This window comes from Streptomyces olivochromogenes (assembly GCF_001514115.1).
Classification (GTDB): domain Bacteria; phylum Actinomycetota; class Actinomycetes; order Streptomycetales; family Streptomycetaceae; genus Streptomyces; species Streptomyces olivochromogenes.
The window spans coordinates 181,468-204,623 of the sequence record NZ_KQ948456.1; the positions used below are offsets into that span (position 1 = coordinate 181,468).

At 70.6% G+C, this 23,156-nt stretch carries 23 protein-coding genes and 1 pseudogene; 16 read left to right on the plus strand and 8 right to left on the minus strand.

What is annotated here, in order from left to right; translation table 11 throughout:
* Positions 1 to 103: 103 nt before the first annotated feature.
* Complete coding sequence (locus AQJ27_RS18545) at positions 104 to 1,486, minus strand: glycine--tRNA ligase (protein ID WP_054235485.1); 1,383 nt, start codon at positions 1,484 to 1,486, stop codon at positions 104 to 106.
* A 191-nt stretch (positions 1,487 to 1,677) separates the two neighbouring features.
* On the opposite strand from AQJ27_RS18545, the gene AQJ27_RS18550 reads away from it, so the two are divergent.
* The 4 genes from AQJ27_RS18550 to AQJ27_RS18565 are packed head-to-tail and all read left to right on the plus strand — an operon-like array spanning position 1,678 to position 4,848.
* On the plus strand, positions 1,678 to 2,658 hold the full coding sequence (locus tag AQJ27_RS18550; protein ID WP_067369812.1) for a metal ABC transporter substrate-binding protein: 981 nt from the start codon (positions 1,678 to 1,680) through the stop codon (positions 2,656 to 2,658).
* Positions 2,659 to 2,686: 28 nt separating this feature from the next.
* Positions 2,687 to 3,454, plus strand: coding sequence for a metal ABC transporter ATP-binding protein (locus AQJ27_RS18555; protein WP_067369816.1), 768 nt, complete (start codon positions 2,687 to 2,689; stop codon positions 3,452 to 3,454).
* Between the two features lie 16 nt (positions 3,455 to 3,470).
* Positions 3,471 to 4,373: a metal ABC transporter permease gene (locus AQJ27_RS18560; protein ID WP_067369819.1), complete on the plus strand. Its 903-nt coding sequence runs from the start codon at positions 3,471 to 3,473 to the stop codon at positions 4,371 to 4,373.
* Between the two features lie 58 nt (positions 4,374 to 4,431).
* Positions 4,432 to 4,848, plus strand: a complete 417-nt coding sequence (locus AQJ27_RS18565) for a Fur family transcriptional regulator (protein WP_067369822.1) — start codon at positions 4,432 to 4,434, stop codon at positions 4,846 to 4,848.
* 120 nt (positions 4,849 to 4,968) lie between these two features.
* Here the strand turns inward: AQJ27_RS18565 and AQJ27_RS18570 are convergent, their stop codons facing one another.
* Both AQJ27_RS18570 and recO read right to left on the minus strand, forming a co-directional pair.
* Positions 4,969 to 5,814, minus strand: coding sequence for an isoprenyl transferase (locus AQJ27_RS18570; protein ID WP_067369825.1), 846 nt, complete (start codon positions 5,812 to 5,814; stop codon positions 4,969 to 4,971).
* Between the two features lie 22 nt (positions 5,815 to 5,836).
* Positions 5,837 to 6,583, minus strand: coding sequence for a DNA repair protein RecO (recO, locus tag AQJ27_RS18575; RefSeq protein WP_067369828.1), 747 nt, complete (start codon positions 6,581 to 6,583; stop codon positions 5,837 to 5,839).
* Between the two features lie 112 nt (positions 6,584 to 6,695).
* On the opposite strand from recO, the gene AQJ27_RS18580 reads away from it, so the two are divergent.
* Together AQJ27_RS18580 and AQJ27_RS18585 are read left to right on the plus strand one after the other, a co-directional pair.
* Complete coding sequence (locus AQJ27_RS18580) at positions 6,696 to 6,965, plus strand: ribbon-helix-helix domain-containing protein (protein ID WP_067369832.1); 270 nt, start codon at positions 6,696 to 6,698, stop codon at positions 6,963 to 6,965.
* Entirely contained in the window at positions 6,962 to 7,366 is a 405-nt protein-coding gene (locus AQJ27_RS18585; RefSeq protein ID WP_067369834.1) for a hypothetical protein, read from the plus strand. The genes AQJ27_RS18580 and AQJ27_RS18585 overlap by 4 nt, the downstream gene beginning before the upstream one ends.
* A gap of 18 nt (positions 7,367 to 7,384) precedes the next feature.
* On the opposite strand, the gene AQJ27_RS58690 is transcribed toward AQJ27_RS18585, so the two are convergent.
* Complete coding sequence (locus tag AQJ27_RS58690) at positions 7,385 to 7,663, minus strand: hypothetical protein (RefSeq protein ID WP_235613469.1); 279 nt, start codon at positions 7,661 to 7,663, stop codon at positions 7,385 to 7,387.
* Positions 7,609 to 7,815 carry a hypothetical protein gene (locus AQJ27_RS18590; protein ID WP_067369838.1) on the minus strand — a complete coding sequence of 69 codons (207 nt, stop codon included), beginning with the start codon at positions 7,813 to 7,815 and terminating at the stop codon, positions 7,609 to 7,611. Before AQJ27_RS18590 ends, AQJ27_RS58690 begins: the two co-directional genes overlap by 55 nt.
* 125 nt (positions 7,816 to 7,940) lie before the next feature.
* Between AQJ27_RS18590 and AQJ27_RS58695 the strand changes: the two are divergent.
* Both AQJ27_RS58695 and AQJ27_RS18595 read left to right on the plus strand, forming a co-directional pair.
* Positions 7,941 to 8,119: pseudogene (locus tag AQJ27_RS58695) on the plus strand (transcriptional regulator); the annotation flags it as partial.
* Between the two features lie 162 nt (positions 8,120 to 8,281).
* A complete protein-coding gene (locus AQJ27_RS18595) occupies positions 8,282 to 10,528 on the plus strand; it encodes a protein kinase domain-containing protein (RefSeq protein ID WP_067369841.1) in 2,247 nt (748 codons plus the stop codon).
* A gap of 22 nt (positions 10,529 to 10,550) precedes the next feature.
* Here AQJ27_RS18595 and AQJ27_RS18600 read toward each other — a convergent pair whose 3' ends face one another.
* Both AQJ27_RS18600 and AQJ27_RS18605 read right to left on the minus strand, forming a co-directional pair.
* Positions 10,551 to 11,213: a response regulator gene (locus AQJ27_RS18600; protein ID WP_067369844.1), complete on the minus strand. Its 663-nt coding sequence runs from the start codon at positions 11,211 to 11,213 to the stop codon at positions 10,551 to 10,553.
* Complete coding sequence (locus tag AQJ27_RS18605; protein WP_067370568.1) at positions 11,213 to 12,454, minus strand: sensor histidine kinase; 1,242 nt, start codon at positions 12,452 to 12,454, stop codon at positions 11,213 to 11,215. Before AQJ27_RS18605 ends, AQJ27_RS18600 begins: the two co-directional genes overlap by 1 nt.
* Before the next feature lie 134 nt (positions 12,455 to 12,588).
* Here AQJ27_RS18605 and AQJ27_RS18610 point away from each other — a divergent pair, with 134 nt between their 5' ends.
* The 3 genes from AQJ27_RS18610 (at position 12,589) to AQJ27_RS18620 (ending at position 15,571) form a co-directional block, all read left to right on the plus strand.
* Complete coding sequence (locus AQJ27_RS18610) at positions 12,589 to 13,503, plus strand: ATP-binding cassette domain-containing protein (RefSeq protein WP_067369847.1); 915 nt, start codon at positions 12,589 to 12,591, stop codon at positions 13,501 to 13,503.
* Positions 13,500 to 14,348: an ABC transporter permease gene (locus tag AQJ27_RS18615; RefSeq protein ID WP_067369850.1), complete on the plus strand. Its 849-nt coding sequence runs from the start codon at positions 13,500 to 13,502 to the stop codon at positions 14,346 to 14,348. The genes AQJ27_RS18610 and AQJ27_RS18615 overlap by 4 nt, the downstream gene beginning before the upstream one ends.
* A 101-nt stretch (positions 14,349 to 14,449) precedes the next feature.
* Complete coding sequence (locus AQJ27_RS18620) at positions 14,450 to 15,571, plus strand: hypothetical protein (protein ID WP_067369853.1); 1,122 nt, start codon at positions 14,450 to 14,452, stop codon at positions 15,569 to 15,571.
* Positions 15,572 to 15,607: 36 nt separating this feature from the next.
* Here AQJ27_RS18620 and AQJ27_RS18625 read toward each other — a convergent pair whose 3' ends face one another.
* Positions 15,608 to 16,357 carry a FadR/GntR family transcriptional regulator gene (locus AQJ27_RS18625; RefSeq protein WP_235613470.1) on the minus strand — a complete coding sequence of 250 codons (750 nt, stop codon included), beginning with the start codon at positions 16,355 to 16,357 and terminating at the stop codon, positions 15,608 to 15,610.
* Between the two features lie 210 nt (positions 16,358 to 16,567).
* Here AQJ27_RS18625 and AQJ27_RS18630 point away from each other — a divergent pair, with 210 nt between their 5' ends.
* From AQJ27_RS18630 to AQJ27_RS18650, 5 genes are read left to right on the plus strand one after another with little or no spacing between them, the layout of a single operon-like run.
* The gene (locus tag AQJ27_RS18630; RefSeq protein WP_067369856.1) at positions 16,568 to 18,196 is read left to right on the plus strand and encodes an ABC transporter substrate-binding protein; all 1,629 of its coding nucleotides are present in this window, start codon (positions 16,568 to 16,570) and stop codon (positions 18,194 to 18,196) included.
* Between the two features lie 5 nt (positions 18,197 to 18,201).
* Positions 18,202 to 19,161, plus strand: a complete 960-nt coding sequence (locus AQJ27_RS18635) for an ABC transporter permease (RefSeq protein WP_060896480.1) — start codon at positions 18,202 to 18,204, stop codon at positions 19,159 to 19,161.
* Positions 19,158 to 21,134 (plus strand): dipeptide/oligopeptide/nickel ABC transporter permease/ATP-binding protein, encoded by a 1,977-nt coding sequence (locus AQJ27_RS18640; protein ID WP_096239748.1) that lies wholly within the window; start codon positions 19,158 to 19,160, stop codon positions 21,132 to 21,134. Before AQJ27_RS18635 ends, AQJ27_RS18640 begins: the two co-directional genes overlap by 4 nt.
* Positions 21,131 to 22,180 (plus strand): oligopeptide/dipeptide ABC transporter ATP-binding protein, encoded by a 1,050-nt coding sequence (locus tag AQJ27_RS18645; RefSeq protein ID WP_067369859.1) that lies wholly within the window; start codon positions 21,131 to 21,133, stop codon positions 22,178 to 22,180. Before AQJ27_RS18640 ends, AQJ27_RS18645 begins: the two co-directional genes overlap by 4 nt.
* Positions 22,181 to 22,199: 19 nt before the next feature.
* Complete coding sequence (locus AQJ27_RS18650; RefSeq protein WP_067369862.1) at positions 22,200 to 23,135, plus strand: dihydrodipicolinate synthase family protein; 936 nt, start codon at positions 22,200 to 22,202, stop codon at positions 23,133 to 23,135.
* Positions 23,136 to 23,156: the final 21 nt, after the last annotated feature.

Genomic DNA, 23,156 nt, shown 5'->3' on the forward strand with positions numbered 1-23,156 from the left:
CAGTCCGGCGCCGGGGCCGGGGCCACGCAAAGTGTCCGGCGATCCGAAAAAGCCCCTGGTTCCCGCGTCGCGGGAACCAGGGGCTTTTCACGGACAAGCCAGGTCAGCAGCCGATCAGACGCGCGGCCAGGTAGCCCTCGATCTGGTCGAGGGAGACGCGCTCCTGCTTCATCGAGTCGCGCTCGCGCACCGTGACGGCGTTGTCGTCGAGGGTGTCGAAGTCGACCGTGACGCAGAACGGGGTGCCGATCTCGTCCTGGCGACGGTAGCGGCGGCCGATGGCGCCCGCGTCGTCGAAGTCGATGTTCCAGTGCTGGCGCAGGGCGGTGGCGAGGCCCTTGGCCTTCGGGGACAGCTCCGGGTTGCGGGAGAGCGGGAGGACGGCGACCTTGACCGGCGCGAGGCGCGGGTCGAGGCGCAGCACCGTGCGCTTCTCCATCTTGCCCTTGGCGTTGGGGGCCTCGTCCTCGACGTAGGCGTCCAGCAGGAACGCCAGCATCGCGCGGCCGACACCGGCGGCGGGCTCGATGACGTACGGAGTCCAGCGCTCGCCGGCCTCCTGGTCGAAGTAGGAGAGGTCCTGGCCGGAGGCCTTGGAGTGCGCGCCGAGGTCGTAGTCGGTGCGGTTGGCGACGCCCTCCAGCTCGCCCCACTCGTTGCCGCCGAAGCTGAAGCGGTACTCGATGTCGGCGGTGCGCTTGGAGTAGTGGGAGAGCTTCTCCTGCGGGTGCTCGAACCAGCGCATGTTCTCTTCGCGCAGACCGAGGCCGGTGTACCAGTTCCAGCGCTCCTGCATCCAGTACTCCTGCCACTTCTCGTCCTCGCCCGGCTTGACGAAGAACTCCATCTCCATCTGCTCGAACTCGCGGGTGCGGAAGATGAAGTTGCCGGGCGTGATCTCGTTGCGGAAGGACTTGCCCATCTGCGCGATGCCGAAGGGCGGCTTGCGGCGCGAGGTCTGCTGGACCTGGGCGAAGTTGGTGAAGATGCCCTGGGCCGTCTCGGGGCGCAGGTAGGCGACGGAGCCGCTGTCCTGCGTGGGGCCGAGGTGGGTGGTGAGCAGGCCCGAGAACTGCTTGGGCTCGGTGAACGTGCCCTTGTTGCCGCAGTTGGGGCAGTTGAGGTCGGCGAGGCCGTTCTCCGGGAGGCGGCCGTGCTTCGCCTCGTAGGCCTCCTCCAGGTGGTCGGCGCGGTAGCGCTTGTGGCAGGAGGTGCACTCGGTGAGCGGGTCGGTGAACGTGGCGACGTGCCCCGACGCGACCCAGACCTCGGTCGCCAGGATCACCGACGAGTCGATACCGACGACGTCCTCGCGGGAGGTGACCATGTAGCGCCACCACTGACGCTTGATGTTCTCCTTGAGCTCGACGCCGAGCGGGCCGTAGTCCCAGGCGGCACGCTGTCCGCCGTAGATCTCACTACTGGGGAAAACGAAGCCACGGCGCTTGCTCAGGCTGACGATGGTGTCGATCTTGTCGGCGGCCACGGTGCTCTCTTCATTACGAACGGACGGCAGCGAATGATTCAGGTTACCGGCGCCGCCCACCCTCGTATCAAATCGGTTCGGGGACACCTCCTCTCATCGTGCCCCTTACCGGCTCATTCGCCGCCTCGTTTACCGAGGGCATACCGAAGGCTTGTTGACAATCGTTTCCAGGTTTGTTGAAAATGACTGTCATGAACGTACGTCGGCGCCTCGCCGCTTCTCGAATAAGCACTGCCGGGTCCGCGGCCCTGGCAGCCACCGCCGTCGGCCTCGGCGCCCTCACCGGCTGCTCGGCTTCCACGGCGGCCGACGGCAGGAGCGACGGGAAGCTCGACATCGTGGCGTCGTTCTATCCCATGCAGTACCTCGCCGAGCAGATCGGCGGGACGCACGTGCACGTCACGAGCCTGACCCAGCCCGGTCAGGAGCCGCACGACCTGGAGATCAGCGCCCGGCAGACCGCGCAGCTCCAGTCGGCGGACGCCGTCGTCTACCTCAAGAACCTGCAGCCGGCCGTCGACGACGCCGTGGCGCAGTCCGAGGTCAAGACCAAGATCGACGCCGCGTCACTGACGACCCTGGAGAAGCACGGCAACGAGGTCGGCGGGCACGCGGCCTCGCACGACACCTCCAAGGGCGAGGAGAGCGGCGCCACCGACCCGCACATCTGGCTCGACCCGGTGAAGTACGGCCAGGTCGCCGAAGGGGTCGCCAAGGCCCTCAAGAAGGCCGACCCGAAGCACGCCGCGGACTACGACAAGAACATGGCGGCGCTGCGCAAGAAGTTCGCCGATCTCGACACCCGGTACAAGAGCGGGCTGGCGAACACCAGGACCAAGGTCTTCATCACCACGCACGCCGCCTTCGGCTACCTGGCCGAGCGCTACGGCCTCACCGAGGAGGCCATCAACGGTCTGGACCCGGAGTCGGAGCCCAGCGCGAACCGCGTGAAGGACCTTGAGAAGATGGCGAAGGCCGACGGCGTCTCGACGGTCTTCTACGAGACGCTCGTCAGCGACAAGACCGCCAAGACCATCGCCGGCGACGCGAACCTGAAGACGGACGTCCTCGACCCGATCGAGGGCATCACCGGCAAGTCCAGGGGCAGCGACTACTTCCAGGTCATGGAGTCGAACCTGAAGGCGCTGCGAACGGCGTTGGGCGCCAAGTGACACCCAGTCCGAGTTCCAGGAGGACAGCGTGAGCGAGCCCGTCATATCCCTGCGCGGCGTGACCGCCGAGCTGGGTTCGCGCCCCGTCCTGCGCGGCATCGACCTCACCGTGCACCGCGGCGAGGTCGTCGCGCTGCTCGGCGCCAACGGCTCCGGCAAGTCGACGGCCATCCGCAGCGTGATCGGCCAGGTCCCGGTCAGCGGCGGCGAGATAGAGATCTTCGGCACCCCGCGGCGCCGCTTCCGCGACTGGAAGCGGGTGGGGTACGTGCCGCAGCGCACGACCGCCGCGGGCGGCGTGCCCGCCACGGTGACCGAGATCGTCGCCTCCGGCCGGCTCTCCCGCGCCCGCTTCGGCGTGCTGCGCAAGGCCGACCACGAGGCCGTACGGCACGCCCTGGAGCTCGTCGGCATGGCGGACCGCGCCAAGGACTCGGTGAACGCCCTGTCGGGCGGCCAGCACCAGCGCGTCCTGATCGCCCGCGCCCTCGCCTCCGAACCCGAGCTGCTGATCATGGACGAGCCGATGGCGGGCGTCGACCTCGCGAGCCAGGAGGTGCTGGCCCAGACCCTGCGCGAGCAGGTCGCGGCGGGCACCACCGTCCTGCTCGTCCTGCATGAGCTGGGTCCCCTGGAGCCACTGATCGACCGCGCGGTCGTCCTGCGCGACGGCTGCGTCCTGCACGACGGCCCGCCCCCGCGGGCGGTCGGCCAGCACGCGCTGCCCGGCCACGACCACGTACACCCGCACGCGGCTCACGACGCCGAACCGATCCGGACGGGACTGCTGAGCTGATGGGACCGCAGAGCTGATGGACATCCTGAACTACGACTTCATGCAGCGGGCGCTGCTCGCCGCCGTCCTGGTGGGCATCACCGCGCCCGCCGTCGGCATCTACCTCGTCCAGCGCCGCCAGGCCCTGATGGGCGACGGCATCGGCCATGTGGCGATGACCGGTGTCGGCCTCGGCTTCCTGCTCTCCACCAACCCGGTGTGGATGGCGACGGCCGTCTCGGTCCTCGGCGCCGTGATCATGGAGCTGATCCGCTGGTACGGCAAGACGCGCGGCGACATCGCGCTCGCCATGCTCTTCTACGGCGGTATGGCGGGCGGCGTGATGTTCATCAACCTCGCGCCGGGCGGGTCCAACGCCAACCTGACCTCGTACCTCTTCGGCTCCCTGTCCACGGTCTCCGAGTCCGACGTGACGGCGATCTGCGTGCTCGCGGCCTTCGTGGTCCTGGTCACCCTGGGCCTGCGCCGACAGCTGTTCGCGGTCAGCCAGGACGAGGAGTTCGCTCGGGTGACGGGCCTGCCGGTGCGCGCCCTGAACCTGCTCACCGCCGTCACCGCCGCCGTCACCGTGACGGTCGCGATGCGGGTGGTCGGCCTGCTCCTGGTCAGCGCGCTGATGGTGGTCCCGGTGGCCGCGGCCCAGCAGCTCAGCCGCAGCTTCGCCGCCACCTTCGCGATCGCGGTGGCCATCGGGGTGAGCGTGACGATCGGCGGCACCGTGACGTCGTACTACCAGGACGTGCCGCCCGGTGCGACGATCGTGTTGCTGACCATCGGCGCGTTCATCGTGCTCACCGCGCTGGCGACGCCGCTGGCCCGGCGCCGTGCCCGGGCCCTGGCCGCCGCGCAGGGGGCCGGAGACCCCGCGGAGTGCGCGATTCCGGCCACCCGCGGCCCGGAACGCAAGGTCGGCGTCTGACCACGCACAGTCCGGGCTGGCACAATGGCCGGGCAAGGGCAGACGTGAGGAGGCAACGGTGACAACCGCTGGATCGCCCGTTCGGGGCCGTTCCACCCGGCAGCGTGCCGCCGTAGCGGCGGCGCTCGACGAGGTGGACGAGTTCCGCAGTGCGCAGGAGCTCCACGACATGCTCAAGCACAAGGGTGACTCCGTCGGACTCACCACCGTGTACCGCACGCTGCAGTCCCTCGCCGACGCCGGCGAGGTCGACGTACTGCGTACCTCCGACGGCGAGTCCGTCTACCGCCGCTGCTCCAGCGGCGAGCACCACCACCACCTCGTCTGCCGCGTCTGCGGCAAGGCGGTCGAGGTCGAGGGGCCGGCCGTCGAGAAGTGGGCCGAGGCGATCGCCGTCGAGCACGGCTATGTGAACGTCGCGCACACGGTGGAGATCTTCGGTACCTGTGCGGAGTGCGCTGCCGCTAAGGGGTAGCGGGGGGCTCGTTTTTTGCTGCGGGTTGGTGGGGGCTGGGCGCGCAGTTCCCCGCGCCCCTGAAGGGGCGCCTCCTGACGGAGCGCCCCTTCACACATCAGGCCCTGTTCCGCTCAGGCCCTATTCCGCGCGGCCCCGCATGCCCTGCTCCATCGCGAGCAGTTGCTCGTTCGGGACAGCCCCGCCGAAGCGGCGGTCGCGCTGGGCGAACTCGACGCACGCCCGCCACAGGTCGCGCCGGTCGAAATCCGGCCACAGCACGTTCTGGAAGACCATCTCGGCGTAGGCGCTCTGCCAGAGCAGGTAGTTGGAGGTGCGCTGCTCGCCGCTCGGCCGCAGGAACAGGTCCACGTCGGGCATGTCCGGGTAGTACAGGTACTTCGCGAAGGTCTTCTCGGTGACCTTCGACGGGTCGAGCCGGCCGGCCTTGATGTCTTCGGCCAAGGCCTGCGCGGCGTCGGTGATTTCGGCGCGACCGCCGTAGTTCATGCAGAAGTACAGCGTCAGCCGGTTGTTGTCCTTGGTCTGCTCCTGGGCGATCTGGAGCTCCTTGGCCACCGACTTCCACAGCTTGGGCATCCGGCCCACCCAGCGGACCCGGATGCCGAGTTCGTCGAGCTGGTCGCGGGTCTTGCGGATGAAGTCGCGGTTGAAGTTCATCAGGAAGCGCACCTCGTCGGGCGAGCGCTTCCAGTTCTCGGTGGAGAAGGCGTACAGCGAGATGGCGCCGACCCCCATCTCGATCGCGCCCTGCAGTACGTCGAGGACGCGTTCGGCGCCGACCTTGTGCCCCTCGGTACGCGGCAGCCCGCGCTCCTTCGCCCAGCGCCCGTTCCCGTCCATGACGATCGCCACGTGGTTCGGGATCAGCTCACCGGGGAGCTTGGGCGCGACGGCGCCGGACGGGTGCGGTTCCGGCGTCCTGTACTCGCGGCGCTGGCGTCCCAGGATCCCGCGTACGACCATGTGCTTCTCGTCTCCCTCAGTCTTACTTTTCCACGTACCGGAGTGAGCGCAGCCCGCGCTCCAGATGCCAGTGCAGATAGGCCGACACCAGCCCGCTGCCCTCCCGGACGTACCGCGACTCGCACGCGTCCGCGGTCTCCCAGTCTCCCGTCAGCAGCGCGCCGAGCAGTTCGAGGGCCCCCGCCGAGGGTACGACGCTGCCGGGCACCCGGCAGTCCACGCAGACGGAACCTCCCGCAGCGACCGAGAAGAACCGATTGGGTCCCGGCATCCCGCACTTCGCGCAGGCGCTGAAGCTGGGCGCGTAGCCGTTCACGGCGAGGGAGCGCAGCAGGAAGGCGTCGAGGACGAGGTGCGGCTCGTGCTCGCCCCGGGCGAGGGTGCGCAGCCCGCCGACGAGCAGCAGATACTGCTGCACGGCGGGCTCGCCCTCGTGATCGGTGAACCGCTCCGCCGTCTCCAGCATGGCCGTACCGGCGGTGTAGCGCGCGTAGTCCGTCACGATCCCGCCGCCGTACGGAGCGATCGTCTCGCTCTGTGTGCACAGCGGAAGGCCGCGCCCGATCAGCTCGCTCCCGCGCGCGAAGAACTGCACGTCCACGTGCGAGAAGGGTTCGAGCCGGGCCCCGAACTTCGACTTCGTCCGCCGTACACCACGGGCCACGGCCCGTACGCGGCCGTGACCGCGGGTGAGCAGCGTGATGATCCGGTCCGCCTCACCCAGCTTCTGGGTGCGCAGCACGATGCCGTCGTCGCGGAACAGACTCATGGGGCCATTCTCGCGTACGCACGGGCATGCACCGGCGGGTGCCGTACTTCTTGCCGGTGAATATGGCCGACTCGCCTGGCGGCCGACCGCTCACGTCAGTAAGACTCTCGGTATGAGCCTGGAGCGAGTCACCATCACCATCCCGAGCGAGACGCTCGACGCGGTCAAGTCGGCCGCCGAGCGCGAAGGCCTGAGTGTCTCCGCCTGGCTTTCGCGTGCCGCTGGACACGCGGCGAAGATCGAAGCCGGGCTGGCCGCGGCGGAGGAGGCCATGGCATACGTCGATCCGCCCACGCCGGACGAGCAGGCATGGGTCGACGATTTCATGAACCGCGTCACTCAGCCCACGCTCACGGCCGAACAGTCGCAGGGTGCCGCGTGAACGTGCTCAGGCCCGTGGTCTATGACGCCGGGCCACTGATCGCCGCGGAACGGAACCACGCCGCTTTCTGGCGAGCCCACCGCTCCTACCTCACCGCGGGCGGCCTGCCCCTGGCACCCGCACCGGTCGTGGCGCAGGCCTGGCGGGATGGCGCCCGCCAGGCCCAGTTGGCCCGGATTCTCAACGGCTGTGAGGTCCCCGTACTCGATCACGCACTCGCCAGGAGGGTGGGGGCCCTCTTGGGACAGGCCGCCACATCGGACCCGGTCGACGGCACCGTCGCGTTGCTGGCGGCGGACCTCGGTGCCGTGATTGTCACGTCGGACCCCGGAGACATCCAGCACCTCCTGGACCGACTCGGTCCTGTCGGCAAGCGTGCCGAGGTCACTCCGTTGCACTGACGCCGGCCGAACCAGCGCTCACGGGACCTCACCGCGGCTGCGTGCGTTCGCATACGCCGTGGCCGCGCTGAGCCGCTCCGCCGCGGTGGCCCGTCGGACGGCGTCCGGCGCGCAGTCCCACTCCTTGCCCCCGCCCAGCGGTCTCAGCTGTACGTACGGTCCCTCGTGTCCCATCACCATGCCCACCCTCCCTGTGTGCGTGTCGACGACGCACGAGCCGATCGGCGGCTTCGTCGGCGGCCTCACCGCAGCGCCGCCGCGAGCCGGGTCGCGACCTCGATGGAGCAGCCGCCGCATTCGACACGCGGACAAGGTGCCTCGCGCGCCAAACTCGCCGGGTCGATCCGGAGCGACAGCGACGTAATTCCGGCCTTCTCCCGTGCCGTCCGCAATTCCTTCACCGTTACCTCCGCCTCTTCGACGCAGAGCGCCGCGTGCAGTGCCTTCACCCTGTTCCCCCGACTTTCCGAGTTTCACTCTTCGCATCCCCAAAGTGACGCTCCGCATCTACACTCGGCAGGAGTCTGTCCTCTGCAAGTTCGGCGCGCCGTAAGGGGTTTGACCATGGCCGACGGTTCGCGTCTCCGGGGGTTACACGGGCCGCTTCGAACAGGCCATTCGGAAACCACAGTTGGATGTGGCCCGACGGATCGATGAGCTCCTGCAAACCGACGGCTTATTCGAGCGACGTGGCGAAAACCGATTGATGACAAGCGGTACGCGGATTACGTCGCGAAGATGCTGGAGCTTAAGGGTGGTCTCGGCCGGCCCATTTCCGCCAATCGCTCCTCAACCTTGGGCCGCCGACTCGTGTCCCAGGTCAGCCGACCTCGCCGGTGTTCGAGTGCCGCAGGCACTAGTGTGATGCCGCAGAACAGGCGTGCGACACAGGGGATTTGGGAAAGGTAACCGGCCATGCCGCTGAGCACCGGGGAGTCGGAGTCCATCGGGTCGATAGGCGGCTACACGCTCGTCGACCGGCTCGGCAGCGGCGGTATGGGCGTCGTCTACCTGGGACGCTCCGCCTCGGGACGGCAGGTCGCGGTCAAGGTCGTACACGCGCAGTACGCGCAGGACGAGGAGTTCCGGGTCCGCTTCCGGCAGGAGATCTCGGCGGCCCGCCGGGTGAGCGGAGCGTTCACCGCTCCCGTGGTGGACGCCGATCCGGACGCCGAAGTGCCGTGGATGGCGACGCTGTACGTGCCGGGCCGGACACTGTCCGAAATCGTGGCGCAGGAAGGCCCGTTGAGCGGGCACGCGCTGCGCACACTGGCGCTGGGGCTCGTCGAGGCACTGCGGGACATCCACCAGGCGGGTGTGGTGCACCGGGATCTGAAGCCGAGCAACGTCCTGCTGGCCGAGGACGGTCCGCGCGTCATCGACTTCGGCATCTCGCGCGCCGCCGACAACCAGGCCCTCACCGTGACAGGGCGGCTGATCGGCACCCCGCCCTTCATGTCCCCGGAGCAGTTCGCCTCGCCCCGGGACGTCACCGCCGCCTCGGACGTGTTCTCGCTGGGCTCGCTGCTGGTGTACGCGGCCACCGGCAACCGTCCCTTCGACGGCGGCAGCCCGTACATGACGGGCTATCAGGTGGTGCACGAGCAGCCGGTCCTGGACGGCGTACCGGAGCCCCTCAGGAGCATCGCCGAGCGCTGCCTGGACAAGGACGCGACCGCCCGGCCCGACCTCACCGAACTGCACCGGCTGTTCAGGGACCTGCCGGACGTGGCGACCGCCCCGGCCACTGCGGCCGCGTCGGGCCCCTCGACCGTCGTGGGAGGCCGCGGGGCCGCCCGGAGGCACGGCGACACGACGGCCTCGACCGGCTCCGGCCGCCGCGGTCGCCGGGTACGCCTCCTCGTCGCACTCGGCGCCGCCCTGGCCGTCACGGCGGTGTCCGCGTCGGTGTACTACCTGGTGGCGCGCCCGAAGAGCACCGAGGGCACGCCCGGCGGGCGGACAACCGCGTCCCACGCCGCCGCTTCTCCCGCCGCGGCGCTCCCCACCGGCTGGAAGCCCTGGCGCGCGAACCTCACCCAGGCCCCGGACAAGGCGTACGCGGACATCTCCATCAGCGGCTCGGAATCCGGCTGCGTGTCCGGCGGCTCCTCCCTGTACTGCGCGGGGTCCGGCTTCACCGTCGCCAAGCTCGACGCCGCCTCCGGCCGCGTGGAGTGGCGGGCCGGCCACACCCCGCAGACCACGCTGCCGCTCGGCGTCCGGGACGGGATCGTCTACACCTACGAGAAGCCGGGCCTGAACGTCCGCGAGACCTGGCGGCTGGTCGCCCTCTCCGCCGGCACCGGAAAACGGCTCTGGTACCGACCGATCAACGAGGTCTGGCCTGCCGTCCTGTTCGACGGCGGCGTCCTGGCGAAGTCGGACGACGGGGAGGACGGGACGGAGTTCGTCGCCTTCGACGCCCGGACGGGCAAGGACCTGTGGCGGACGCCGGCGAAGTCGTCGGTGACCAACTCCTGCTCCCCGCTGGCCCTGGACGGCATCCCCTACGGCCTGTGCACGCAGCAGAACTCCGACACGGGCCCGACCGGCCTGGTGCGCCTCGACCCGGCCGACGGCACGGCGCACGACCTCGCCAAGCTGCCCCACGGAGTGGTGCCGCTGGGCACCACAGGCGGGCAGCCGCTGTTCGCCGTGCCACGCAACGCGGCGGACGACGAGTTCGTCGACGATGCGGACACCCCGTACTCGAGCCTGCTGAGGGTGAACCCGACCAGCGGCGCCCTCGTCCGGATCCCCCTGGCGGGCCCCCCGCGCGGCTCGGTCACCCTCCTCGACGGCGTCGTGTACTTCGTCCGGCCCGACGGGACCGTCACCGCGGTCAGGGTGAGCGACGGCGCCCGGCTCTGGCAGCGTGAGACGCAGATCGAGAATCTGTCGAAGCCGGTGCTGTCGACGACGTACGACGACCTCTTCTTCGCCAACCGCTACGGCCGACTGCTCGCGCTCGACCGCGCGACCGGCGCCGCGCGATGGAACACGGACAAGCTGGACAACCCGGGGAACTCGCCGGAGACCACGGTCCCGAGCCTGCTGCTCGTGAAGGACACGATCGTGGCCGTGGCGGGCGACACGGCCTTCTCCGTACGCCCGGACCGCCCCAAGGCCGGACCGAAGCCGGCCGCGGCCAAGAAGTGACTCATGCCGTCGGCCGGCCGCTTCACCGGTTCACCGAGACCAACCCCGCCTCATAGGCGATGATCACCAGCTGGACCCGGTCCCGTGCGTCCAGCTTGGACAGCAGGCGGGTCAGGTACGTCTTCGCCGTGGCGACGCTGATGAAGAGCCGTTCGGCTATCTCGGCGTTGGACAGGCCCGTGCCGACCAGGGTGAGGACCTCGCGCTCGCGGTCCGTGATCGCGGTCAGGTCGCGGCGTGGACGCGCCGGCTCGGAGGAGCGCGCGGAGGTGAAGTCCTGGATCAGACGGCGGGTGACGCTGGGGGCGATGAGGGCGTCGCCGGCCGCCACGACCCGTATGGCGCCGATGATGTCGTCCAGGGCCATGTCCTTGACCAGGAACCCCGACGCGCCCGCGCGCAGCGCCCCGTACACGTAGTCGTCGTCGTCGAAGGTGGTCAGGACGACGATCCTCGACTCGCCCGCACCCGTGGTGATCCGGCGGGTCGCCTCTATGCCGTCCACGCCCGGCATGCGGATGTCCATCACCACGACGTCGGGCCGGAGTTCCTCGGTGCGGGTCACCGCCTCCTGGCCGTCCGCGGCCTCCCCCACCACCTCCACGTCCTCGATGTCGGCGATGACCATCCGAAGGGCCGTGCGGATCAGCTGCTGGTCGTCGGCGAGGACGACACGGATCGGCATCACGCGGCCACCGTCGCCGCGGTCGCCGTCGCCGCGGTCGCCGGGACCGGCAGACGGGCCGTCACCCGGAAGCCGCCCTCGGGACGGGGGCCCGCCGTGAACTCGCCGTGCAGCAGGGCCACGCGCTCACGCATCCCGACCAGGCCGAAGCCGGTGTCGGTGGTGCTGCCCCGGCCCCGGCCGTCGTCGGTGACCTCGACGGTCACATGCTCCTCCAGGTAGTCGACCGTCACCCGGCAGGCGGTCGTCGCCGCGTGGCGTACGACGTTCGTGATCGACTCCTGGACGATCCGGAAGACGGAGAGGTCGATGTCCGGGGGGAGTTGGCGACGCGCGCCCTTCCAGTGGACGTCGACCTGGAGGCCCGCCGCCGTTGTCGCGGCGGCCAGGCGGTCGAGGTCGGCAAGGCCCTCGGCCGGGTGCAACCGGTCGGCCTCGGCGGCGGCGCGGGAGCGGTCCTGGTCCGCATGGCGCAGGGCGACCAGCATCCGGCGCAGCCCCGCCAGGGTCTCCCGTCCGGCCGTCTCCACCGCCGTCATCGCCTCGCGCGCGGCCTCCGGCTGGGTGTGGACGACGCGGGCCGCCGCCCCGGCCTGGAGGGCGATGATGCCGATGCTGTGGGCGACCATGTCGTGCATCTCGCGGGCGATGCGCAGGCGTTCGTCGGTGACCGCCTGGGTGGCGGCCTGGGCGCGGAGCCTCTCGCCGTACTCGCGGGTGCGGTGCGAGGCGTCGCCGAGGAGCCAGGCGACGACGGCCGTCAGCGCCACGGTCAGCTCTTCCAGCGTGCCGATGCCCCACCCGCGCAGCAGCCGTAGGGACTCCCAGCCCACCAGGACGGCGAGCGCCGTACAGAGGGCGGCGACTCCGGTGCGGCGGGGGCGGCCGGCCGCGATGAAGTAGAGGGCGAGATCGACGGCGAGGAACTGGGCCAGTTGGATCGCCACCGCGGCCAGGTTGATGGTGAGGAAGGCGGCGGCCGTCAGGAGCAGGCCGAGGGCCCTCAGCGGCCGTCGATGCAACCACATGCTGCCGAGCAGCGCCAGAGCACAGGCGATGGTCAGGACCACCAGGCCGTCCCAGCGGTAGAACTGGACGGCGGCAAACTCGTTGGCTGCCTCCTCACCGGGGAGCCGTACGCGGGCGAGGAAGGTGAACGCCGTGCTCGCGCTCCAGGCCAGGGCCACCCAGGCACCGGGCGGCACGAGCTTGAGGCGGGGCGGGAGCGGCATGGCATGCATGCGGCGATCGTAGGCACGCGGGCCGTGGAGGGGCATCGGTCCGGGGACGTACACCCCTGGTCGACACCGGCCGGGGAGAGTGTCGGCCACGGGGCGATACCGCGCGGCGGGGCGCCGACGAGACGGTGGTCCGTGTGATCGAAGTCAACGAACTGACCAAACGGTACGGCGACACCACCGCCGTACGGAACCTGACGTTCCAGGTGCGCCCGGGGCACGTCACCGGGTTCCTCGGCCCGAACGGCGCGGGCAAGACGACGACGTTGCGCATGCTGCTCGGGCTGATCGGCCCGACCGGCGGGAGCGCGACGATCGGCGGACAGCCGTTCCGGCGTCATCCGCGTGGGCTGCGGCACGTGGGCGCGCTGCTCGACGCGGGCGACGTCCACGGCGGGCGCAGCGCGCGGGCCCATCTGGAGGCGCTGGCGCGGAGCAATCGCATCCCCCGGAGCCGGGTGGACGAGGTGCTGGAGGAGGTGGGACTCGCGGGGGCGGCGGCGCGGCGCCGGGTAGACGGATTCTCGCTGGGCATGCGGCAGCGGCTGGGCATCGCCACCGCGCTGCTCGGCGAACCTCCGGTGCTGCTCTTCGACGAACCCCTCAACGGGCTCGATCCGGAAGGTGTGTTGTGGGTGCGGGAGCTGTTTCGCGGGCTCGCGGCCGAGGGGCGTACCGTCTTCGTCTCCAGCCATCTGATGTCCGAGATGGAGCACACCGCGGACGAGCTGATCGTCATCGGCAGGGGTGAGCTGATCGCCGCGGAGAGCGTGGCCGCGTTCGCGGCGCGCGGCACCCGGCCGACGGTGACCGTGCGGACGCCGGACCTCGCGCAGCTCACGGCCGTGCTGTCCGAGGAGGGCGCGGCGGTGGCTCCGTACGACGACCGGACCCTCAAGGTGACGGGCCTGAGCGCGGCCCGCATCGGTGAACTCGCCCTCCACCACCGGATCCTGCTCGAGGAACTGACCCCGCAGGCCGCGTCCCTGGAGGCCGCCTTCATGGAACTGACCGCCGAGAGCACCGAGTTCCTCGCCGGAGACGCCCGATGACCACTCTCGCCCTCACCCCCGCTCCCGCACCCCCCGCCGCACGGTTCACCGATCTTCTCGCCGCCGAGTGGATCAAACTCCGTTCCCTGCGCTCGACCTACTGGGCGCTCGGCGCGGGCGCCCTCGCCGTCATCGGCTTCAACGCCAACGCGGCGCGGGTGCACACGCACGACTATCCGCGTTACAACCCCCAAATGCGCTCCATCGCATGGGAGTTGGCCTTGCGAGACGCCTTCACCAACGGGTCGGCGCTGATCCTGATCCTCGCGGCGGCGAGCATCGGCGCGATCACGGTCGTCGGGGAGTACTCGACGGGCCTGATCCGTACGACCCTCGCGGCCGTCCCGGACCGGCGTGCCCTGATGGCGGCGAAGGTCGTGGTGGTGACGGCGGTCATGACGCTGTACGGCGCGTTCGTCGCGACTGCCTCCTTCGCCTCGACGCAGGCGATCCTCACCACCCGTCACGCCGCCGTGTCGATCACCCACTTCGGTGCCCTGCGCGTGGTCGTCGCCTCCGCGCTGCTCGCCCCGGTCTGCGCGCTGGCGGGCATGGCTTTGGGGGCCCTGATCCGACACAGCGCGAGCACGATGGTCGCCGTCACCGCCGTCCTGCTTCTCGTCCCCGGCTTCATCACCGACCGCTACCGCTGGACGGCCGCCGTGCGGCACGCCATGCCCGTCAACGCCTGGACGCGGCTGACCGGCATCGCCTACGGCCAGGATCCCTTCACCCGGGTCCCGCGCTACGGGGCGACGGTGACGGGCAGTTGGGTGGTGCTGGGGGCGTGGGCGGTGGTGTCGGCGGTGATCGTCGTGGTGGCGGTGGACCGCCGGGACGTGTGAGAGGTCGTACGGGACGGCCGCGTCCGTGGTTGTCAGTGGGCGGCCGTACTGTGCACCCCACGCACACAACGCCGTACGGCATCACGCGCACTGGAGGAACCATGTCCGCGAGCGCCCGTCTCGTCACCACGCTCGCAGGCCCGCTGGAGTCGGCCACGGCCGGTTTCCCAGGAGAGCGGTGCCTGCCCGGCCGGACGCTGATCCTCCAGAGCGACGACACCCAGCTCGCCGCGTACGACCTGGCCGCGGCGCTCGCGGGGGAGGCGTCGGTGGCCCGGTTCCCGTTGCCGTGGCCGCGCCGCTTCGGGACGTGCACCGTGTCGCCGGGGCTGGACGTCGCCGTCTTCGCGGGCGTGCACGCGGTGCGGGCGGTGGACCGGCGGGGCGCCACCCTGTGGGAGGTGCGGCACGGCTGCTGGGAGGGGAGCTGCCGGGAGATGCACGCCTCGTTCGAGGAGTACGGCGAGAGCGGTGGGAGCGCGGCCGGTCGCGGGCACCGGTACGCCGACAGCGGCTCGGTGGTCTTCTCCGCGGACGGCAAGCTCGTGTGGGCTCATGTGCGCGGGCCGCTCGCGGCGGGGGGCGGGGATCCGGACGTGATCGAGGAGTGGCTGGTGCTGGACGCCACGGACGGCACGGTCCTCGGGCAGGCGGACACCCAGACCGTGGCCGCCGGTTCGGGGCACGTGTCGCACCCGGACCCCGGACAGATGGGACTGAGCGTCGGCGAGGGGCAGGACGGGGCGCCGCTGCTGTGGGGCCGCTGGGACGGCGAGCGGCTCTCCGTCGAACGGATCGACGACGACCGGTGTCTGCTCGCCGTGAGCCCGTCGGGCGAGCACTTCCTGACCGTGACCCACTACCAGGAGCTCCTGTCCCTGCACCGGGTCGAGGACGGCTCGGTGGTGTCGGAGCTGGACGCGGAGGAGGTCATACCCGATCACCCCGCCCTGGACCCGGACGACGACGAGCCCGAGGCGCACTGGGACTACTACGGCGGCTTCCTCGACGAACACACCGTCATCGCGGGCACCACCGAGGCCGACGAGGAGTACGGGGCGGGGCGGCACTGGCTGGTCGACGTACGGGACATGCGGCTGCTCGGCGAGGTCACCTACCCCTTCCCGACATCCGGCGTGCCGAACACCCTGGGCGACGGCAGCTGGTACACGATCGCCGAGGACACGAAGGAACTCCAGGTGTGGCGCCTGGCCGGCGTCTAGAGGCGCACAGGACCCGCTGCCGGACAGGACCCCGTGTCAGCCCACGCCCCTGGACTCCTGGGCCGCCCTCGCCTCGATGCCGCGGAAGTGGTCGGCCATCGCGCGTTGGGCGGCCTCCACGTCGCGGGCGCGCAGAGCGGTGACGATGTCGCGGTGGCGGCGGACGGTCAGTTCGGGGGACGGGTCGTCGGTCCAGCCGCGTATGCCGGCGACCCTGCTGAAAACGGTCCAGAAGGCGCCGAGGAGCTGGGGCACGAGTGCGTTGCCGAGCGAGGCGTACAGCAACTCGTGGAACTCGCGGTCGAGTTCGGGGAAAGGGCGCCCTGAGCGGCCCGCCTCCTCCATCTCGGCCACGACGGCTTCGAGGCGGTCGAGCTCCGGCTCGGTGAGCACGGCCGCGACCCGGCGTATCAGCCCCTCCTCCAGCACCTCCCGTACCTGGAGGATCTCCGCCAGCGCCCCGGTCTCGTTCTTGTCGTCGGGCTGGGCGAGCGTGCGGAAGGTGAGGCCGTCGACGAAGGGGGTCAGGGAGGCCTCGCCCACGTAGGTGCCGTAGCCGTGCCGGATGTCGACTATGTCGAGGGCCTGCAGGGCCTTGAGGGCCTCGCGCACGGAGTTGCGGCTGACGCCGAGGTCCTGCATCAGCTCGGTCTCGGTGGGTAGCGGGGCGCCCGCCTGGAGCCTGCGGTCGAGGATCAGCTGCATGACCTCGCTCTGGATCTGACTGCTCACCCGACGCTCGGACCTGCGCTCGGGCCGGCGCCGGTTCCCGGTCTCCTCAGACATGCGCCGCATCGTACGCTCACTGGACATCCGACGTCCCACCTCCGGGCGGATTCAGCACCAACTACCCGTGTTTCAGGGCTTCATTGGTCGCACCTCTGGAAGATACGCCATTCGTGTGCGATCCCTTGACCGCCCTCACGGGCCCTCTTATGGTCACGCTGCCCACCATGACGTAGGACGTCGTATCTCCCGCCTCTCCCTGGAGGAACCGTGCGCGACGTGACCGACCACTCGGCGCTGCACCGCCGACGTTTCCTGAAGTACTCCGGCGCCCTCGGCGTGGCCGGGGCCCTCTCCTCCTCGCTGGCGGCCTGTTCGTCCGGGCCGCAGTCCACCAATGACACCGGCGGCGGGAAGGGTGGCAAGGACGCGACGCTCACCGCCGTCATCGGCTACGGGAACGACGGCAGCTGGGACCCGACGCAGACGGCGTCCGCCTTCGCCATGGCGGCCAACAGCCACATCTACGAGGGGCTGCTGGACACGGACCCGATCTCGCGCGAGCCGTACGCGGCGCTCGCGACCCAGGTGCCGGGCGATCTCAGCGGTACGTCCTGGAAGTTCACGCTGCGGGCCGGGGCCACCTTCCACGACGGGAAGCCCGTCACCGCCGACGACGTGGTCTTCGTCTTCGACCGGATCCTCGACCCGAAGACGCAGACCCTCGGCAAGGGCTTCTTCGCGAGCTGGCTGAAGGAGGTCCGGAAGATCGACGCGTCGAACGTCGAACTGGTGCTGAAGTTCCCCTTCCCGGAAGGCATCGCGCGGCTCACGCTCGCGAAGATCATGCCCAAGCACGTGTTCTCCCGGCCCGGTGCCTGGGACGACGCGATCAAGGGGAAGGCGGTGGGCTCGGGGCCGTACCGGCAGACCGCCCACCACCCCAAGTCGAACACCACCTTCGAGGCGTTCGCCGCCTACAACGGCCCGCGCAAGCCGGCCTTCAAGAAGATGAACTGGCTGACGATCGTGGACGCGGCGCCGCGCGTCGCGAAGATCTCCGGCGCGAGCGCCGGGGCCCAGATCGCCGACAACATCCCGTACGCCAACATCGAGCAGCTGAGGAAGGGCGGCATGACCGTCGAGGGCGGCGCGGGGATGAACAACCTCTTCCTGATGTTCAACACCAAGCACAAGCCCTTCGACGACGTACGGGTACGCCAGGCCCTGCACTACGCCATCGACACCGGCAAGATGGTCGAGGTCGCCCTCCACGGACACGGCAAGCCGTCGAGCTCGTTCCTCAACGAGGGGAACCCGGTCTACCGGCCGGCGAAGACCGTGTACGGGTACGACCCGCAGAAGGCCAAGCAGCTCCTGAAGGCCGCCGGGGTCTCCGGGCTGAAGATCGAGATCCTGTCCGTGAACGTCAGCTGGATCGTCGACTGCCTGCCGACCATCAAGGCGTCCTGGGACGCGATCGGCGTCGAGACCACGCTCTCGCCGCAGGAGACGACGGCCGTCTTCACGAAGATGGACCAGAAGCAGGACTACCAGGTGGTGGCCGCCGCCTCGAACCCCAACCAGTTCGGCCTCGACGCCGATCTGATCATGCACTACAACTACGGCCCCGAGAACCTGTGGATGCAGTACGCCCGGTGGGCGGGCGACCCGGTCGCCAAGCAGCTCTTCAAGGACATGGACCGGGCGACCCGGGAGCCGGACGCCGACAAGAAGAAGACGATGATCCAGGACTACATCGACGTCGTCGCCGAACAGGCCGTGCTCTACCCGGTCGTGCACAACGAGCTGATGACGGCCTGGGACCCCAGGAAGCTCACGGGGATCAGGGCCCAGCCCTATCCGGGCATCAACCTCCTCCAGGCCAAGTGGGCCTGACGTAGATGACGGCCATCGTCCGCATCCTGGCCCGCCGTGTCGCCCTGCTCGTGCCGCTGATGCTCGGCATCGTGCTGTTCGTGTTCCTGGTGATGCGGTTCTCGGACGTCGACCCGGCGTCCGCGTTCTTCCAGGGTGCCAACCCCACTCCGCGGCAACTGCACGACTTCCGGCAGCAGAACGGCCTGCTCGACCCCCTCCCGGTGCGATACGTCCACTTCATCGGCGATCTGCTCCACGGCGACCTGGGCACCAGCGCGCTGACCCGGGCGCCCGTCGTCGACCAGGTCACCACCGCGCTGCCGCTCACCCTCCAGCTCACCTTCCTCGGCCTCGCCATCGCGGTCGTGCTCGCGCTGCTCGGCGGGGTCACCGCCGCGATCCACCGCGACCGGCTGCCCGACCAGGTCATCCGGGTCGTGTCGCTGACCGGGGTCGCGGCGCCCGGCTTCTGGCTGGCGCTGCTGATGATCCAGTACCTGGCCGTGGACCGGGGCTGGTTCCCGACCGGCGGATACATCAACCCCGGGGACTCGCTGAGCGGCTGGCTGAAGACGATGACGCTCCCCGCCTTCGCGCTCTCCCTCCCGGTCGCCGCCCAGCTCACCCGGATCGTGCGCACGGCCGTGGTCGAGGAACTGGACAAGGACTACGTCCGGACGGCGATCGGCAGCGGACTGCCGCCGGTGGTCGTGGTCGGCCGCAATGTGCTCCGCAACGCGCTGATCAACCCGCTGACCGTGCTCGGTCTGCGCGTCGGCTATCTGCTCGGCGGCGCGGTCGTCATCGAGACGATCTTCTCGCTCCCCGGCATGGGCAAGCTGATGATCGACGCCGTGAAGAACGGCGACCCGGCGGTCGTCCAGGGCGTCGTCCTGACCACGGCCACCGGGTTCGTGGTCGTGAACCTCGCCATCGACATCCTGTATCTGCTGGTCAATCCGCGACTGAGGGATGCCACGTGACGATCCCCCCACTCTCCCGCCGACGGCTCACCGAGGGCCTCGCCCGGCCCGGCATCCGGCTGCGACGCCTGCCCGTCCTCTCCCGGATCGCCCTCGGCTTCCTCACGCTCGTGGTCCTGCTGGCCGTGTTCGCGCCGCTGCTCGCCCCGCACGACCCACTCGACCAGCAACCGCAGGTCGACGGCACCGGCGCCCCTTCCGGCAGTCACTGGATGGGGCAGGACAGCCTCGGCCGGGACATCCTGAGCCGGCTGATGTACGGCGCCCGCTGGTCCCTCGCGATCGGCCTGGGCGCCACCTCGCTCGCCCTCGTCGTCGGCGCGCTCCTCGGCGCGATCGCCGCGACCTCCCGGGGGGCCGTCGACGAGACGCTGATGCGCTGCCTGGACGTCGTGATGGCGTTCCCCGGCATCGCGCTGGCCGCCGTCCTGGTCGCGGTCTTCGGCGGCGGCATCACGGTGCTGATCTGCGCGATCGCTTTCCTGTTCACCCCGTCGGTGGCCAGGGTCGTCCGCGCGAACGTCCTCGACCAGTACGGCGAGGACTACGTGACGGCGGAACGGGTGATCGGCGCCCGCACCCCGCACATCGTGCTGCGCCACGTGGCCGTCAACTGCGCCGCCCCGGTGCTGGTGTTCTGCACGGTCCAGGTCGCCGAGGCCATCGTCTTCGAGGCCTCGCTGTCCTTCATCGGCGCGGGCGTCCGGCCGCCCGACCCGTCCTGGGGAAGTGTCATCGCGGACGGCAAGAACATGGTGCTGACCGGCGGTTGGTGGGCGACGGTCTTCCCGGGTCTGCTGATACTGATCACCGTACTGTCGCTGAACATCCTCTCCGAGGGCGTCTCGGACGCGTGGGCGGCGCCCGTGGCGCGGGAGGTGGCGGCGGCGACCGCCGGTGACCGGCTGGAGGCGCCCGAGCCCGGCAGCGGAGAGGTCCTCGAACTGCCCGGTCTGACGCAGGCCGCCGCGCGCCTGCGCTCCCGGGCCCGCCCCCTGCCCACCGGCCGGCCCGTCCTCTCCGTGGAGAACCTCGCCATCGGCTTCGACGCCCGGCACGGCGGGGTGGACATCGTCGACGGCATCGGCTTCGACGTGCACCCCGGTGAGGTCCTGGGCCTGGTCGGCGAGTCGGGCTGCGGCAAGTCGCTGACGGCGCTCGCGGTGATGGGCCTGGAACCGAAGGGGGCCCGGGTCCGGGGCCAGGTCCGTTTCGACCGACGTCAGTTGGTGGGCGAACCGATGCGCGTACGGCGGCGTCTGCTGGGCCACGAGATGGCGATGGTCTACCAGGACGCGCTGTCGTCCCTGAACCCGGCGATGACGATCAGGGCGCAGCTGAAGCAGTTGGTGCGCCGGGGCGGGAGACAGACCCCCGCGGAGCTGCTCGCTCTGGTCGGTCTCGACCCCGAGCGCACCCTGCGCAGCTACCCCCACGAGCTCTCCGGCGGCCAGCGTCAGCGTGTCCTGATCGCGATGGCCCTGTCCCGGGGCCCGAAGCTGATCGTGGCGGACGAGCCGACCACGGCACTGGACGTGACGGTCCAGGCGCAGATCATCACCCTGCTGCTGAAGCTGCGGGAAGAGCTGGGCTTCGCGCTGATCCTCGTCTCGCACGACCTGGCACTCGTCGCGGACGTCACGGACCGGGTGGTGGTGATGTACGGCGGGCAGATCGTGGAGACGGGCGTGACGGCGGACCTGGTGGAGGCGCCGGCCCACCACTACACGCGCGGCCTGCTCGGCAGCGTCCTGTCCCTGGAGTCCGCGGCCGAACGGATGACGCAGATCAAGGGGGTCGTGCCCGCACCCGCCGACTTCCCGGCGGGCTGCCGGTTCGCCGACCGCTGTCCGCTGGCGAGCGAGGTGTGCCGGACGACGGCGCCCGACCTGCTGGGCACCCGGACGCACACGGCCGCGTGCCATCACCCCGCGGTCGATCTGATCACCACGCAGAGCGAGGCCGTCCAGTGAACGCGCTCATCACCCTCTCCGACGCCCATGTCGTCCACAAGGCCCGCTCCGGCGGCCTGTTCACGCGCGACCGGGTGTACGCCCTGACCGGCGCCGACCTCACCATCGCGCCCGGCGAGACGGTCGGCGTCGTCGGCGAGTCCGGGTGCGGGAAGTCGACGCTGGCGAAGGTGCTGGTGGGCGTCCAGCGGCCGACGTCCGGCACCGTGCGCTTCCGTGACCGTGACCTCTGGTCGATGAAGCCCGCCGAGCGACGAGCGTCCGTCGGCGGCAGCACGGGCATGGTCTTCCAGGACCCGTCGACGGCCCTGAACCGCCGTCTGCCCGTACGCCGGATCCTGCGGGACCCCCTGGACGTGCACCGGCGCGGCACGGCACGGGAACGGGACGACCGGGTGCGGGAGCTGATGTCCCTGGTGGGCCTCCCCCGCGCCCTGGCGGACGCCCTGCCCGGCCAGCTGTCCGGCGGCCAGCGCCAGCGGGTGGCCATCGCGCGCGCCCTGGCCCTGGACCCGGACCTGGTGGTGGCGGACGAACCGACGAGCGCGCTGGACGTCTCGGTCCGCGCCCAGATCCTCAACCTCCTGCTGGACCTGAAGGAGCGCCTGGACCTGGCCCTGGTCTTCGTCTCGCACGACATCCAGACGGTACGGAGGATGAGCGACCGGGTGATCACGATGTACCTCGGCCGGATCGTGGAGGAGTCCCCGGCCGCCCGGGTCACCGACCGCGCCCGGCACCCGTACACCCGGGCCCTCTTCTCCGCCACGCCCGGCCTCCTGGACCCGATCGACCCGATCCCGCTGGTGGGCCCGGTGCCCTCGGCCACGCACCCGCCGACCGGCTGCCCGTTCCGCACCCGCTGCTGGAAGGCCGACGGGGAGTGCGTGAGCGTGATGCCGGACTTCACGGCCGCGTCGACGCCGGACCACCACTTCCGGTGCCACCATCCTGTGCAGGAGGACCAGTCGACGCGCGACCTGGTGGCCCAGGCCGTGTCCGCGGCGCCCGCCGTGGCCGACATCCCCGCCCAGCAGCAGCCTTGATCGTCCCGAGGGAGTCTTCATGCCGATCCCCACCCCGCTGACCGGTGTCGTTCCGCCCGTCTGCACGCCCCTGACACCGGACCGCGAGGTGGACGTCCCCTCGCTCATCAGGCTCGTGGACCACCTGGTGGACGGGGGCGTCGACGGCCTGTTCGTCCTTGGCTCGTCCTCGGAGGCGGCGTTCCTGACGGACGCCCAGCGGCGGCTGGTGGTGGAGACGGTGGTCGCCCATGTGGCCGGCCGGCTCCCCGTGCTGGCCGGGGTGATCGACATGACCACGCCGAGGGTGCTGGACCATGTGGCGTATGTGACGGCGGCGGGCGCGGACGCGATCGTTGCGACCGCACCCTTCTACGCCCGCACCCATCCGGCGGAGATCGCACGCCACTTCCGCCTGGTCGCCGCCCGTTCGTCCGTGCCCGTCTTCGCCTACGACATCCCGGTGTCCGTCCACACCAAGCTGGACCCGGAGCTGGTCCTGTCCCTCGCCGCGGAGGGTGTGCTGAGCGGCCTCAAGGACTCCAGCGGCGACCTCGCCGCCTTCCGCGCCGTCGTCACGGGCGCCCGCGCCCAGCCCGACATCGCCGGCTTCACCACTCTCACCGGGTCCGAACTCGTCGTCGACTCCGCGCTCGCCCTCGGGGCGGACGGGGCCGTGCCGGGTCTCGCCAACGTCGACCCGCACGGGTACGTACGGCTCGACCGGCTCTGCCGAGGGGGCGACTGGGAGCGGGCGCGGGCCGAACAGGAGCGGCTGTGCGGGCTGTTCGGGATGGTCGGGGTGGGGGACCCGGCCCGGATGGGCGGGGGTTCGTCGGCGCTCGGGGCGTTCAAGGCGGCACTGCACCTGCGGGGCGTCATCGCCTGTCCGGCCACGGCGGAGCCGCAGGTGCCGCTGTCGGAGGCGGAGGTCGAGCGGGTGGGGAAGTACCTGGCGGGAGCGGGCCTGCTCTAGAACACGCCCTGGAAGAGAACA